Source organism: Streptomyces atroolivaceus (genome assembly GCF_000717025.1).
GTDB classification, from domain to species: domain Bacteria; phylum Actinomycetota; class Actinomycetes; order Streptomycetales; family Streptomycetaceae; genus Streptomyces; species Streptomyces atroolivaceus.
Genome location: NZ_JNXG01000014.1, coordinates 56,719 through 71,379, shown reverse-complemented (window position 1 = coordinate 71,379; position 14,661 = coordinate 56,719). Strand labels below are relative to the sequence as shown.

Annotated in this window: 10 protein-coding genes and 1 pseudogene; 6 read left to right on the top strand and 5 right to left on the bottom strand. The window is 68.8% G+C overall.

What is annotated here, in order from left to right; all coding sequences use genetic code 11:
* The first annotated feature begins 61 nt into the window (after window positions 1–61).
* The 3 genes from OO67_RS24465 (at window position 62) to OO67_RS24455 (ending at window position 2,659) form a co-directional block, all read left to right on the top strand.
* Entirely contained in the window at window positions 62–703 is a 642-nt protein-coding gene (locus tag OO67_RS24465) for a bifunctional 4-hydroxy-2-oxoglutarate aldolase/2-dehydro-3-deoxy-phosphogluconate aldolase (RefSeq protein WP_033303482.1), read from the top strand.
* Complete coding sequence (locus OO67_RS24460) at window positions 700–1,674, top strand: sugar kinase (protein ID WP_033303481.1); 975 nt, start codon at window positions 700–702, stop codon at window positions 1,672–1,674. Before OO67_RS24465 ends, OO67_RS24460 begins: the two co-directional genes overlap by 4 nt.
* Before the next feature lie 61 nt (window positions 1,675–1,735).
* Window positions 1,736–2,659: an SMP-30/gluconolactonase/LRE family protein gene (locus tag OO67_RS24455; RefSeq protein WP_244300308.1), complete on the top strand. Its 924-nt coding sequence runs from the start codon at window positions 1,736–1,738 to the stop codon at window positions 2,657–2,659.
* A 91-nt stretch (window positions 2,660–2,750) separates the two neighbouring features.
* Here the strand turns inward: OO67_RS24455 and OO67_RS24450 are convergent, their stop codons facing one another.
* Both OO67_RS24450 and OO67_RS24445 read right to left on the bottom strand, forming a co-directional pair.
* Window positions 2,751–4,028 carry a cellulase-like family protein gene (locus OO67_RS24450; RefSeq protein ID WP_033303480.1) on the bottom strand — a complete coding sequence of 426 codons (1,278 nt, stop codon included), beginning with the start codon at window positions 4,026–4,028 and terminating at the stop codon, window positions 2,751–2,753.
* A 77-nt stretch (window positions 4,029–4,105) separates the two neighbouring features.
* Entirely contained in the window at window positions 4,106–5,434 is a 1,329-nt protein-coding gene (locus OO67_RS24445; RefSeq protein ID WP_033303479.1) for an ABC transporter substrate-binding protein, read from the bottom strand.
* A 259-nt stretch (window positions 5,435–5,693) separates the two neighbouring features.
* Between OO67_RS24445 and OO67_RS24440 the strand changes: the two genes are divergently transcribed.
* Both OO67_RS24440 and OO67_RS24435 read left to right on the top strand, forming a co-directional pair.
* Window positions 5,694–6,431 carry a FadR/GntR family transcriptional regulator gene (locus OO67_RS24440; RefSeq protein WP_033303477.1) on the top strand — a complete coding sequence of 246 codons (738 nt, stop codon included), beginning with the start codon at window positions 5,694–5,696 and terminating at the stop codon, window positions 6,429–6,431.
* 593 nt (window positions 6,432–7,024) lie between these two features.
* Window positions 7,025–8,758 (top strand): rhamnogalacturonan lyase family protein, encoded by a 1,734-nt coding sequence (locus tag OO67_RS24435; protein WP_244300307.1) that lies wholly within the window; start codon window positions 7,025–7,027, stop codon window positions 8,756–8,758.
* Window positions 8,759–9,441: 683 nt separating this feature from the next.
* On the opposite strand, the gene OO67_RS24430 is transcribed toward OO67_RS24435, so the two are convergent.
* The gene (locus OO67_RS24430; protein WP_051709760.1) at window positions 9,442–10,227 is read right to left on the bottom strand and encodes an Lcl C-terminal domain-containing protein; all 786 of its coding nucleotides are present in this window, start codon (window positions 10,225–10,227) and stop codon (window positions 9,442–9,444) included.
* A gap of 753 nt (window positions 10,228–10,980) precedes the next feature.
* Between OO67_RS24430 and OO67_RS24425 the strand changes: the two genes are divergently transcribed.
* A complete protein-coding gene (locus tag OO67_RS24425; protein WP_051709812.1) occupies window positions 10,981–12,561 on the top strand; it encodes a sigma-70 family RNA polymerase sigma factor in 1,581 nt (526 codons plus the stop codon).
* Window positions 12,562–12,787: 226 nt separating this feature from the next.
* Here OO67_RS24425 and OO67_RS40045 read toward each other — a convergent pair.
* Window positions 12,788–12,886: pseudogene (locus tag OO67_RS40045) on the bottom strand (IS5/IS1182 family transposase); the annotation flags it as partial.
* A gap of 170 nt (window positions 12,887–13,056) precedes the next feature.
* Window positions 13,057–14,070, bottom strand: coding sequence for a LacI family DNA-binding transcriptional regulator (locus tag OO67_RS24420; RefSeq protein ID WP_033303476.1), 1,014 nt, complete (start codon window positions 14,068–14,070; stop codon window positions 13,057–13,059).
* Between the last annotated feature and the right edge of the window lie 591 nt (window positions 14,071–14,661).

Genomic DNA, 14,661 nt, shown 5'->3' with positions numbered 1-14,661 from the left:
ACACAGGTATCCGTACCGGACGCCCACCTCCTGCCCCCACCTACCGGAGTAGTAAGCCCACATGGAAACAGAAGATTTCACCACCCGGCTGCGCCGTGACCGCCTCGTCGCGATCGTGCGGGGCCGCGATGCCGAAGCCTCGCTGCGCACCGTGCTCACCCTGGCGGAGGAGGGCATCGGGCTCATCGAGGTCTCCCTGAACACGGCCGACGCCCTCACGGTCATCTCCCGGGCGGCGAGCGCCGTCGGCTCGTCCATCGCGATCGGGGCGGGGACCGTCGTCACCGCTGACCACGCCCGGCGTGCCCAGGAAGCGGGCGCGACCTGGATCGTCACCCCCGCGCTCGGCGGCGGATTCGAGGAGGCCGTGGCCCGGCGCCTGCCCGTGCTGGCAGGCGCACTCACCCCGTCCGAAGCGGTCGCGGCGAGCACCGGAGGCGCGAGCGCGGTCAAGCTCTTTCCCGCCTCGGCGGGCGGCCCCGCATACCTCAAGGCCCTGCGCGACCCCTTCCCCGATCTGCCGTTCGTACCGGTCGGCGGCGTGGACGCACAGGCCGCCGCGGAGTACTTCGCGGCGGGGGCCGTCGCCGTGGGTGTGGGCAGCCCGCTCGCCGGTGACGCACCGCACGGCGGCGACCTGGACGCCCTGCGGACGAGGGCGAAGGACTTCCTGAGCGTCTGCCGTACGGAGGCACGCTCGTGAGCATCCCGGCCGTGGACGTCCTCACCTTCGGTGAGGCCATGCTCTCGTTGCAGACGGAGGGGCCGCTGGGCGCGGGCGGTACGGCACGTACGACGGTGGCGGGGGCCGAGTTCAACGTCGCCGTGGGCCTGGCGCGACTCGGCCACCGCGTCTCGTGGGCCGGACGCACCGGCAGCGACGAACCAGGCCGGGTCATCCTTCGCACCCTGCGCGGCGAGGGCGTGGAGACCAGCCACGCCACCACGGATCCCCAGGCGCCGACCGGCGCCATGCTCCGGGAGCGCCGCGTCGCCGACCTGGCACGCGTGCACTACTGGCGCGCGGGATCGGCCGCCTCCCGCCAGCGGCCAGAGGACCTGGCCCCGGCTCTGGAAGCGGGTGCCCGCATCCTGCATCTGACCGGCATTACCTGCGCGCTCGGCGACGGCCCTCTGGCAGCGGTCCGGTCCGCTGCCGCGTACGCCGCCGAGCACGGCTGGACGGTCACTCTCGACGTCAACCACCGCACCCGGCTGTGGAGCCAGGAGGCCGCCGCAAAGGCACTGCACCCTCTGCTTCCGTACGTGGATGTCGTGATCGCGTCCGACGACGAACTTCCCCTCCTCTCCGCCGCCCCCGGGGCAGCCCCGCAGCGAGAGGAGGCAGACCTGATCGCGGAACTGTTCGAGGCGGGCATCGGAGAGGTCGTCGTCAAACGCGGCGCGGACGGCGCCGACCTGCACCATCCCGGAGCGGCCCCGGTGCGGGCAGCCGCCCGTACGGTGCCGGTCATCGACACCGTCGGCGCGGGCGACGCGTTCTGCGCCGGGTATCTGTCCGGCCGGCTCGACGCCCTCGGTCCGGCCGCCAGGCTCCGGCGTGGCACCACCACCGCGGCCTTCGCCGTCGCCTCGAACGGCGACTGGGAAGGGCTGCCCCACCGTGACGAACTGGCCCTGCTGGACGCCACCCCCGGCAGCGCCATCCGCTGATCCTGTCCGAGCGAACACGCCCCGTGGCGACATGGTCGCGGGGCGGACGAGAGGTTGTGCCATGACGGCGTACGACGTGCCCATGGTCGGCCGCTTCCGGCCGATGACGGAGGACCGGCTGGAGCTGGGGGAGGGGCCGCGGCTCCTTGCCGACGGGACGGTGGTGCTGGTGGACATCCTGGCAGGCCGGCTGCTGAGAGCACCGGCCGAAGGGCACCGGTCACTCGAGGAGATGGCCCGGCTCGACGAGCCGCTCGGTGCTGTGGCTCCGCTGGCCTGCGGAAAGACAGGAGAGGCAGGCCGACACGGGTGGCTGGCCGCTGCTGGGACGGGCTTCGTCGTGCTCGACAGGTCCGGGCAGGTCGTCCGGCGCATCGGTGGGCCCGACGGCACCGGCCCTGGCATTCGTATGAACGATGCGGTCTGCGATCAGGCCGGTCGTATGTGGGCAGGCACGATGGCTTACGACGGCACCCCGGGGGCGGGTGCCCTGCACCTGCTCGACACCGATGGCGCGATGCGGACCGTGCTCAGGGATCTGACCATCCCGAACGGCCCGGCCTTCAGCCCCGACGGCCGCACGATGTACCTGGCCGACAGTGCGGTGGGCACCGTCGACGCCTACACGGTCGACCCCGCCGACGCCACGCTCTCCGACCGCCGTTCGGTGTTCCAGGTCGACCCGGCGGCAGGCAGCCCGGACGGCATGACGGTGGACAACGAGGGCCGCTTGTGGAGCGCGATCTGGGGAGCCGGGCAGATCCGCTGCTACGCCCCCGACGGCACGCTGCTGCTGGCCGTCCCGGTGCCGGCCGGCCAGCCGTCCAGTATCTGTCTGACGGGTGAGCACATCGTTGTGACCACTGCGGCTATCGGCTTGGAGGCGCCGGGGCCACTGGACGGTGCGGTACTGACGGCTCGGTGCGATGCCATTGCCCCGGCCGCTCGGCCCGCCTCCGCGGCATTCGCCGATCGAGTCCTCTGACCCGCCGGCCCCAACAGGAGCAGTGACCGGCACATGTGTGTGGGCCGTGCGGCCCACGCACATGTGCGCGGCCCGCACGGCCCAGGGCGTATCAGACGACAGGGTGGTCGCGCAGCAGGGCGTTGCACTCCTGCTGGAGGCGGATGTCCTGCCACATCGGATGCTGCGGTGCGGCATTGGAACACACGACGGCTCCGCGTGCCCCGGCCCGGGCGGCTTCGGTGACGGCACGGCGGCAGAACGCGGCGCCGACCGGCCCCTCCTCGAAGGTGCCGTGCAGGGGCGTGTATCCGATCCAGCCCTCGCCGAAGACGAACGGCACCCCCGCCTCGGCGGCCCAGTCGGCGGCTGCCGCGATCCAGATGCTGAGCTTCGCTTCCATCGCGGAGCGGTGGACGGCGTAGCGGTCGTAGAGCCAGGCGTCGAAGAGGTCCGGGTCGCACCAGTCGTGGACGTAGACCTCGCGCAGGCCGACAACGGTCGCTTCGAGGCGCCACCGGTCCTCCTCCGGCGGGGCCCAGTCCTCCAGCGCGGGCGCTCCGGGGCGGAGCAGCTCGCGCGCGGCGCGTTCCTGGGGGAAGGGCCGTGAGAAGTCACGCAGGGCGTAGGTGTCGAGGAGCTCGTCGAGGACGCCGTAGACGTAGGGATGGAACACGGCTACGTCGATGTCGCGGGGGATGCCTCGCATCGAGCCGACGGGCACATGGGCGTAGTTGACGGTGACCGGCCGGTCGGGGTGCCGCTTGCGGAAGCGGTCCAGGCCGCGTTCCAGGCGGGGGCGGAGGGCCACGACGGTGTCGTCGTCCGTGAGTCCTTCGGCCAGGCGGCCTGCCTGGACCTCGTTGTGGAGCTCGGTGAAGGCGACCCGGTCGTCCAGGCCGTCATGGGCGGCCAGGAAGTCGATGAGGTCGGCCAGTGCGTCGGCGAGCGCCTCCGCTCGGCGCTCGGGGGCGATGGCCATGATCGCGTCGAACCAGGCCCGGTCACCGGCGAAGGAGGGGGACTGCTGGTACTCCCAGCTGGAGAGGATGACGAAGCAGTCGTGCCGCCTGGCCGCCTCGAACAGGGTGAGCAGATGGGCACGGGCGTCGATCTCGGTGGTGCCGCGCACGTCGTACCAGCGCACCCGCTGCCCGTAGTCGCCGCCCAGGGGGCCGAGGCGGAGTCCTGTGGTGTCGAGGCCGGTGCCGAAGAGCAGCAGCGGCATGGCGCAGATACGGACGGTGTTGTAGCCGCGCTCGACCGCTTCGGCGAAGGCGCGGTCGAGGTCGGCGAAGGGCTCGCCGGGGCCGGTGCGGGTGTACCAGGTGAAATCCCACAGAGAGATGGTGAGGGTGGCGGGAAGATGGGCGGGCAGTGGGGTGGGCATGGTGGAGCGCGCCTTCCGTGGTCAGCTTGCGGGTGAGCGGGGGCGGGAAGCAGAGACGGGGAGGGCGGATGACGTGGTCATCGCTTCACCTGCTGCCGGTAGGCGGCGAGTCCGGCCTTGATCGCGGCGGCTGGAGAGGTACGTCCCTTGAGTGCGTCGAGAACCGGCCCGCCGAGAACGTCAATCAGGATCTGCATCCCGGGCGCCTGGTAGAAGAGGGGCAGGTCGGCAGCGGCTCGGCTGTAGACATCGAACACTCTCTGGCCACCCAGGAATTCGTCCTTCACGCCGAGGAGTTCAGGATCCTGGTACAGCGGCTTCAGTGTCGGCAGGAAGCCGCCGGACCTGTAGCGCAGGATCTGCCCCTCACGGCTGAGATAGACCCGTCGCAGCAGTTCCAGGGCGGCGTCCGTGTTGGGCTTGTCCTTCAGCACGGTGAACGCAGTGCCACCCAAGGTGGAGGCGAGATGTCCGCCGCCGGCGAAGCGCGGCAGTGTCCGCATCCGCCATCTGCCCTTCTGATCAGGCACGTTGGCCTGCAGCCCGTACGCGTTGTACCAGTTGGGCATGGCCGTGGCTGCCAGCCGCCCGGACTTGAGTGCCGCGGCGCACGCGCTGCCGTACGGGTCCGGCAGGGCGAGCAGGACCCCGGTGCGCACACCGCGGCTCATGAACTCCAGTACCTCGACGGCTTCGGGGGAGTCCAGCACCAGTTCGCCGGTCGGGTCGAAGAACCCGCCGCCGCGTTGCAGCAGAAGCTGCAGAAATCCGTTGACGACCGACACGTTGTCGCCGGTGGAGACCATGCCCAGGCTGATGTTGTGGTCGGAGTGCAGCCGCTCTCCGTGTTCCGCCAGTTCCTCCCACGTCCCGACGTCCTCGGGCACGTGGTACTTGTCGAACACGTCCTGCCGGTAGTAGAGGACTGTGATCGAATTGTCGGAGTCCAGGCCGTAGGCGATGCCGTCGACCACATAGGGGGCGAGTTTCAGAAGATCGTCGCCCAGAGGCCGTATGGTCTCCGTCAGGTCGACGAAGAGGTTCTCGGCGATGGATGAGCCCATGACACGGGAGAACTGGTCCACGACGATGCCGGCAAGGTCGGGGGTGTTCCCGTCAGCGACCGCTTGCGCGACCATTCGTGTCACGACATCACTGGGGGCCGTGCTGGTGGACCGTATCCGGAAGTCGAAGGGAGAGCCGCGCATCAGCGCGGAGTCCTTCACCGCCGTCTCGAACGTCTTGATGTAGCCGGGGTCATGAGTCCAGACACTGATGCCGACCTTGCCGGACCGGACCGGCGCAGCGTCGGCGGTACCGCACGCGGCCAGGGCCGGGGCGGTCAGCAGCCCCAGGCCGAGACCGCCGGCGCCGCGCAGAAGGGCTCTTCGGCCGGGGCCTGTCACAGCTCCTCGCACCATGCCGAGCCGCACATGGGCAGGTGCCTGGAGAGCGGTGGGTGCGACTTTCGGGCGGGCAACGACAACATGACAGGCGGCTCCTGCGTGTGCGGCTCGGTGAAGTGGCTTCATCGTGGGGGCGAGCCCCTGCAGTGTCAAGATGTATTCATAATTAATGCATGCCGGTAAGATGCGATCACTGCGCACGAGCGGCAGCACCCACAATGCGCGCACGACGGTGTGCGCATCGAGAGGAGAGCGCGACATGGCGTCCTACAGCGGACGAGGTGTACATGGCCAGGTTGTGCACATCCTCGGCACCCGCATCGTGAGCGGCAGCATCCCCGTGGGGGCGACCCTGGACATTCGTGCCCTGGGCGAGGAGCTCGATGTGAGCCTCACCGTCATGCGCGAGTCGCTCAAGGTCCTTGCGAGCAAAGGGCTGATCGACGCCCGCCAGAAGCGCGGGACTTTCGTCACCGAGCGCAGCCGCTGGAACCTCCTCGACGCGGACATCATTCGCTGGAGGGTCGACGGCGGCGGCGGTGAACAACTGATGCGGGACCTCGCGGACGTCCGTTCCATCGTCGAACCCGCGGCCGCGCACCGCGCTGCCGTGCATCGGACGGAAGCGGACCTGGACGCGCTCCAGGATGCCCTGGATGCCATGGGACGGGCCCAGGCCGACTCGACAGCTGCGGCAGAGGCGGATGCTGCTTTCCACCGGGCCCTTCTCGCGGCTACCGGCAACGAAATGCTGACCCGCATGGACATGTTGCTCGAACCAGGTCTGCGGGAACGCGACCGGCTGGTCCACACCCATGCCGCGGCCGACGACCCGGTGCCCAGCCATCAGGCAGTGCTGGACGCGGTCCGGGAGCGTGACCCGGCGCGGGCGGAGCTCGCCATGCTCGATCTCCTGGCCAAGGCGGCGCACGACCTCGACCGCATAACCGCGAGCTCCAAAGGCCCAGTGACGCAAAGTCCCACTTCGGGCCGCTGAACCGGGTGACGGCGCAGCTCTGGTCCGTGGCCTCGACGAGACGCCTCCTGCCACCGTCGACGTCACACCTCGGCGGACGGCGGTCCTTCTCTGAGTAACCGACCGGCAGGGCCGCCCTGTTCCCCCTCCGAGGGGCCCGGATTTGGGCGAGGCTCTACATCGGGTCGGCACTGCGGACTCGGACCGGTCGCGTTGCCGTGCGGTCTCCTGCGCACCTGACGGCCCGTCGGCGTCAGCCGCCGCTACCCCGAGCCGAAGGCGTACGGCCGATAATGCACATGTGACGGGCGCCACTTGGAAAGCAGCCGTGCTTTCTGTGACAGACGCTCTCCGGGCGGGTCTCCCAATCGTCAGGCGCTCGATCAGGAGGCGATGCCGGGGCCCTGCCCGGCTGCGCATCACTTCCGTGTCACATGTAACAGGAGATTCACGTGCACCCCAAGCACCGACGTCGCAAGATCGGCTGGTGGGTCACAGGCGTTGGCTCGACCGCGTTGGTCCTGTCTGCGGCCCTGCTGACCGACTTCACCCCGATGGGCATGGCCGCTCAAGACCCTTCCTCTGCTGACCCGGAATCTGCGACGGCGCGACCGATGGAGAAGCTCGGTCGGGGAGTCGTGGCCGTACGCAGCAGCTCGACCGACGTTCTCGTCTCCTGGCGGCTGCTGGGACTGGATCCCGAAGGAATCGGCTTCAACGTCTACCGGTCCACCGGCGAGAGTGGCGGATACGCCAAGCTGAACTCACAGGTGCTCACCAAGGGCACCAACTTCACGGACACCACGGCCGACCTGACGCAGAGCAACAGCTACCGGGTCCGCCCGGTCGTCGACGGCACGGAGCAAGGTCCCAGTGGCACTTTCGAGCTGTCCGCGGACCATGCCCAGGAACCGGTGGTCCGGATACCCCTGCGCGATGGCGCCCAGATCAAGTTCACGTGGGTCGGGGACCTCGACGGCGACGGCGAGTACGACTACATCGTCGACAGGCAGACCGCCCCACGCACCATTGAGGCCTATCGCAGCGACGGCACCTTCCTGTGGTCCATGAACATGGGGCCGAACGGGAAGAACGTCAACAACATCGAAGGAGGGGCATCGAGTATCGACACCGGCAACTGGGACGGCGTGACAGTCTACGACTTCGACGGTGACGGCAAGGCGGAGGTGGCGGCGCGTATCGCAGGCGGTGTGACGTTCGGCGACGGCACGAAGTTCACCCGGGCCAAAGGCGACCGCCAGTTCATCGCCATGCTCGACGGCCTGACAGGCGCCCCTCGAGCCACGGCCCCCGTCCCCGACGACTACATCGCCGACGGGCCGCTGGCCGCGCGCTTCGCTGTGGGCCATCTCGACGGGCGCACCCCCACCCTGGTGTCCTTCATGAAGAACCGCGTCGGCAAGGGCGGCTTCAACCTCATGATCGGCGCGTGGACGTTCGACGGCAGCAAGATCGAACAGAAGTGGAAATGGCTGCGCGGCAAACAGTCCGCCGCGGACGGGCACAACACGCGTGTCATCGATGTCGACGGCGACGGCAAGGACGAGGTCGCCGAGATCGGGTTCGTCCTCAACGGTGACGGCACCCTCCGCTACTCGCTGGCGGACCAGGGAATCGGTCACGGGGACCGCTGGTACATCGGAAAGATGGACCCTGACCGGCCCGGCCTTCAGGGCTACGGAGTCCAGCAGGACAACACCAGCGGTCTGCGCGAGTACTACTACGACGCGACCGACGGCAGCATGATCTGGAAGCACAGTGCCAAGGGCATCGTCGACGTCGGACGCGGCCTGGTCGGCGACATCGACCCCGATGAGCCCGGCATGGAAGCATGGTCCTTCTCGGGCCTCTACAACGCCAAGTCCAACAAGCTCCTGGCGAAGAACACCTCACTGCAGCCCTGGCCGGCGCTGGGACTGTGGTGGGACGGCGACCTGGGCATGGAACTGCTCAACGACGGCAAGATCGAGAAGTGGAACCCGGCCTCCCCGAGTACGGCCAGGAGCGTGCCTCGGGTCGAGACCGTATGGAAGCTCGGTGCGAGGGGCTTCGGGTCCACCGATAACCCCACGTTGATCGGTGATCTGTTCGGTGACTGGCGCGAAGAGGCTGTCTTCACCAACGCCGACAACAACGAACTCGTGATCCTCTCCACCGATCAGGCGACGGACAACCGTCTGTACACGCTGGCGCACAACCCCGCGTACCGCAACGACATGACGGTCAAGGGATACATGCAGTCGCATCAGGTGGACTACTACCTCGGCCACGAGATGTCCGCACCTCCCAGGCCCGACATCAGCTACGTGGGCGAGTCCGCCGAGTAGACAACGCGGCTGCAGGGCGGCGGGCACAGGCCCGGAGATCGGGACTGGCCAGTGCTGTGACGGCACCGGCGGGTGTTACATCCGCCGGTGCCGCTCGTCGTCCGCGGCCGGGGTGGCAGCGCATGGAACGCGCGATGGGGAGGAGGCGAAGTTCCGTGGGCTGCGGTCGCACATCACAAAGCTGAGCTTCAAGTCTTTCGAAGTAGATTTACGGAGTTATGCGTTGGGCCGGTGGCCTGCACGCGGTCACCGAGCTCCTGACCACTCAAGCCCCACAGCCATTGTCACGGGCGCGGACCCCCTTGCGGTCGGAGCTCTCGACGCCACCCGTGCTCTGGACCTCGGGGGTGCCCGATGACGTGTCGGTCGTCGGGTTCGACGACTTGCCCGAAGCGGCTCACAGCTCCTCCCCTGACGACTGTCCGGCAGCCGCTGCACGACATGGGCTGTGCGGCAGCCCGCGCCCTTTCGTCCCTCGTCGCTGGCCACCCGCTCGCAACGGAGGCATCCGCCTGCAGACCTCACTCGGCATTCGCCACACAACAGCACCGCCGCGCGACGAAGCGATCGCTCGAGTACTGCATCGGGCGGGCGGCGCGTGCTTCATGAGGCTGCGGACGTGCCCGACAGCCTTGGTGTGCCTCCTCGTTCCCTCTTGCCCTTTCCGCCGACCCACTCGCGGCTCAGCTGACGTAGCGGACATACGCGCCCGCGAGCTGACGATGGCTGGTGATGCCGTCGTTGTAGCTGAGGAACCAGCGCTGGGAGGTCTCCGGTGCGAAGGCACTGGCGGACCAGTACGCACCGGTTCCGGGTGTGTCCGGGAAGGCGGCACGGTCGATGGCCGGGCTGACGCGGCTGTCGTCGACGAGGGTGGCGAGCTCCTTCACCGTGGGCAGGCGCCAGGCGCGTCCACCCACAGTGAGGGCGGCGCAGTAGGCATCGGCGGCAGCGGGGGACATGGTGCCGGGCGCGGTGGCCCGCTGCCACGTGAGCCCCGTCGTGGGATCGGTGACCCGGCCGCCGCCGGTCCGGTACGCCGGGCTGCCGGAACCACTGCCGCCGCGGACGCACCGCACCTGGTACGACCCGGACTGCTCGGCGGCGTTGCTGGTGAGGCCCTCGTAGAAATTGACGATCCACGCCCGCGGCGGTGCCTTCGTCACAGCCCAGGGTGAAGAGGTCCAGAAAAACCGAGCCGGTGTGCCGGGGAAGGCCGTGGTGTCGATGGCGGGGCCCGATCTCGTGGTGTCCACCAAAGACATCACCTCGATCCGGCTGGGCAGTCGCCAGCCGTCGCCGACCAGCTTCAGACGCGCACAGTAGGCCCGGGCGTCGGTGAATGTATGGCGCTGGGGCGCTGGCGTGCGCTGCCAGAGGAGGCAGGTGACGTTGTCGCGCACGGTGCCGTTGCCCTGGTTCGTGTAACTCGCCGGGGAGGGCAGCCCACCGGTCCGTGCGTTGGGCATGGGCCAGTTCGCCCACCGCGAGGCGAGGGCGCCACGGCAGTCGGCCGGCGGCCTGGCCCGTGGGGACGCGGAGGCCACCGTGGGCACAGCCGAAGTCTTCGTCTCGGCGCTCGCGTCGGCCCGGGGAGTCCCGGAAGTCCGCGTCGGTGAGGGCGGACGGGCGGTTCCGCCGGCGGGTGAGGGCGAGGGCTGCTCGGACGTGGCGACGGCCGCCTGTTCCGGGGAATCGGTGTGCCGATCCGTTGCCGCCGTGTACGCGACCCCGACGGCGGCGACCAGCGCCGCGGTGGCGGCGAGCGCGGTGATCGAACGTCCTCGCCTTGTCCGAGCTGCTCGGTGACGCGGAGTCGGGCCTCCTCTGCGACGGCGGTGCTCGAAACGCACGGCACCCCTCCTGTCCCTGTCACTTGTGAGCGGAGTGGCGGGCCGTTCCTGTCCCCACCACGGCACCTCCGGACGGTGCCATACGAGTGGAGACCGAGGAGCGGGCTCGATGTCTCAGAAAACACGGGACTTATGCGATGTGACACCCATCACATGAACGGGGCGGTCCCGGCCCGGTCAGGCCAGGTGCTACGGCCGGGGCGAGCACGGTGCCAGCGGAATCCGGACACTGCTCCGGCGCCTCGTCGTTACGTCACTGCCCGCCGACGATGGCACACTGTCGCAGCGTGACGGCGGCCTCACGCCGGGCGGCTTGGGGCTGTCCACGTCACGGCACACGAAGTGAGACGTGAGGGGACGGTGGCGTACGTGCGCTCGCACGAGCCTGAGGTGCATTCGGAGGCCGCCCGGGTAACGGCTGCCGTTGAGGGTGACAGGCAGGCCCTCGAGGCTCTGGTGGCGGACTATCTGCCGCTGATCTACAACATCGTCGGACGGGCCATGGACGGACACCCCGACGTCGACGATGTCGTGCAGGAAACCATGCTCCGCGCGGTGAAGAATCTTTCCGCGCTGCGCGAGCCGGAACGTTTCCGTTCCTGGCTCGTCGCCATAGCGGTGCGTCAGGTGCGAGACTCCTGGCAGGCCCGGCAGACCCGGCCGCGAGCAGGGCTGCCCGAGGACGCCACCGCTCAGGCCGATCCGCAGGCGGACTTCGCCGACCTCACGATCCTCCGGCTGGATCTGTCCGGGCAGCGCCGGGAGGCGGTGGAGGCTACACGGTGGCTGGAGGAGGCGGACCGGGAGACCTTGTCCCTGTGGTGGATGGAAGCCGCAGGGCAGTTGACTCGCAGCGACTGGGCGGCCGCTGACGGGCTCGACCCCCACCAGGCAGCGGTGCGTGTGGCTCGCGTCAAGGAACGCCTGGAGGCGGCCCGTTCCGTGCTGCGGGCGTTGGCCGCCTCGCCCCGTTGCGCAGAGCTGACCAGCCTCCTGCCTTCCTGGGACCGTCATCCCAGTGCTCTGTGGCGCAAGCGGCTGAACCGGCACGTCCGTGACTGCCCGTACTGCTGGAGCGCCCGCGGTGGCCTCATACCTGCGGAGGGACTGCTGGGCCGCCTGGCCTTGGTCCCGTTGCCGCTGGGGCTCGGCGCCCACCTGGTCGCAGGAGCCCTCACGGGCGCGCACGGTGGCGTTGCGGCAGCCAAGGCGGAAGGGCTGCTTTCCGTCTCCCGTCAGGCCGCCCGAGCGGCCGGGCAGGCCCACGGACCTGCCGCGGTGGTGACATCCGGCGTACTCGCGCTGGCCGGTGTGGGTCTCTGGTACGGGCTCACCGTGCACTCGGGGTCTGACGCTGCTCCCGAAGCGAGACCCCGGCCGGCGCCGGCCTCCGTCTCCGCTTCTGCCTCTGTTCCTGAGACCTCCCCGCGGCCGAGCACCACGTCGCCCACGATCTCTCCGGCGCCGTCCGTGAGTCCCACCGCCACGCCCACCGCCGTTCCGGTGCCGGGAATGCTCGGCCCTCACGCCTTGGAAGCAGCGGCCGAACCCGGCCGGTACATAGCCGGAGTGGATGAACGAGCAGTGATGATGACCGCGCGGGAGGGGATCTCGCTCGCTTCCCAACGCCTGGTCTTCACCGTCACACGAGGCCTCATGGGCACAGGCTGCTATTCGTTCCGGGACACCAGCGGCGCCTACCTGCGGCACACCGGCTATCGCGAGGGAGTGGTGGAACTGGGAAAGAACGACGGAAGCGCCCGTTTCCGGGCCGATGCCACCTACTGCGTACGCGGGGGAGCGGTGGAGGGCTCCAAATCGTTGTTCGCCTTCAACAGCCCACTCTCGCACCTGCGTTACCGCGAGGACGGTGAGCTGTGGCTCGAAGCCCAGGAGGGGGCCGACTCCGGGTACGGGCGCACCACATCATTCAACTTTGTGACGCCTTGAAGCCCTGGTAGTGCAGCGTTCGGTTCTGCGTCCGGTCCGGTTGCGGGGCAGGGGTCGGTTGCAGGTGGTGCAGGTGCCGGTCCAGCCCTTCAGCAGGTCTTGCGGGAGGTCCAGGACCTGGTGGAGGGGCAGGCCGACGTGTGTGCTTCGGGCCGAGCCGCCTGAGGGCGAGGAGGGTTTGGGCGGCGGCGACGAGGGTGACGTGGTGGTGCCAGCCGCGCCAGGTGCGGCCTTCGTAGGCGCCCCGGTGGCCGCTGGCCGAGCGGTGCCGGTCCTTCCACGCGGTGATCACCGGCTCGATCAACGACCACTGCTCGTCAGACAGGTCACTCGGGTACGGGCTTGCGTTCCCTTACCCGATCACATCACCAGATCAGTACCCGCGGACCGGTAGATGCCCCCTGCTACCACACCATCAGGCGACAGCAGAGCCACTCAAGGACTCACGACCCGCCCACTCAGAGTTGGTAGAAGCGGCAGTGCTTCTGCGAACGGTCAGGAACGCCCCGGAGGAGCGGTGGACTCGCGCCAGATGATCCGGGTCAGCAGGCCGTCCTCCTCGGGGGCCGGTTCTCCCGCCATTACGGCCAGCAACCGTCGGACGGCGCGGCGTCCGAGGTGTTCGTTGTCAACGGCCACGGTGGTGAGCGAGGGCACCATCTCGGCGCCCACCGGGTTGTTGTCCCAGCCCGTGACGCTCAGATCACGTGGCACGCTCCAACCGCGGTCGAGTGCACCTCGGACGGTCGCGGCCGCCAGAAGGTCGTTCGCTGCGATCACGGCTGTAACGCCGCTGTCCTCGGGGAGGTTGCGGATGGCCTCGCGTGCGCGCGCAGGCAGCCACTCGCAGTCCACGACGCCGTAGGACTCCAGGCCCAGGCGTCGAACTGTGTCGAGGTAGACCTGCCTTCTCGCGCCAGCCGCGGTGTGAGCGTAGTCGCCAGCCATGTGAAGGAACCTGCGGTGTCCTTGGCTCGCAAGGCGTTCGATGATCTCGCTCGCCGAAGTCGCGTCGGCGAGAGCGCCGATGCTGCGCATCTGGTCGTCGTAGTCGGCGGACACCGCGATAACGGTACCGCCTGATACTGCGCGATGGGGGAGACTGGGGAGAGGGGTGAGCGAAAGCATGCCTTCGAAGACCCCGTAGTCGGACAGTTCCATGACGCGTTGGGCACGCGCCTCCACGGGGTCGCCCAGAATGATGACTTCAATCGAATACCCCGCCTCGCGGGCATCGGCGGTGGCCCCGGCCAGCATCTCCAGTGAGCTGACCGCGGTTCCGGACGGCATGAGCAGGGCCAGTCGCCCAGTCTTGCGGTTGCGCATGGCTCGGGCGGCGAGGTTCGGACGGTATCCGAGCTGTGCGATGGCCTGCCTGATGCTCTCACGCATGGCGTCGTTGATGGAGGTATCCGAGCGCAGGTAGCGCGAGACGGTTTGGTGTGACACCCCTGCCAGGCGTGCCACGTCCTTGATCGTCGGCCGCCTCGTCGGCGCGTCACTGCTCACCCGTCCTCCTCACTCCGGACGCCACGACTCCACCTAGTGATCGTTCACTGGTCGTCATGACCATCCTGCTGCGGTAGCAACGCGGACTGAGGCTACCAAAGTGGGTGGTCATACCGACCGCGAGAAGTGATCGATCATCGAGAAGTTCTGGTCCGGCCAGGTCGGCGCTTCTCTGCAGGGGCAAGTCACCCGCTCGAAAGGGAATTCGGTGACCGGTATTCGACCCGCGAGAACAGGGTTGACCGCATAGGTGATCGATCACTCCGTGAGACCGCCGTGGCGATGACTTCGTGCGTGACCGACCTTCCCCCGGCGCATTGACGCACCCATCGGGCGCCCCTAATGTTGGGCCGGCTGCTTGGGTGACCGTTAACTCAAGGTCGTTCGGAGGGGGCGTTGCTGCTTGCATCGACCCCTCGCTCAGTGGTGAACGCCTACCGACAGAATTGCTCCTGTCGGCACATCAGCGGCCGGCGCCAGGCCTCGACTTCGACGTTGGCTGAATCGTTCCAGTGGGTTTTCGGCGCATCGCTCCGTACAGCAGGCCATCGACGCAAAGGAGAGTCATGAGCCGCATCGACATGCCCTCAC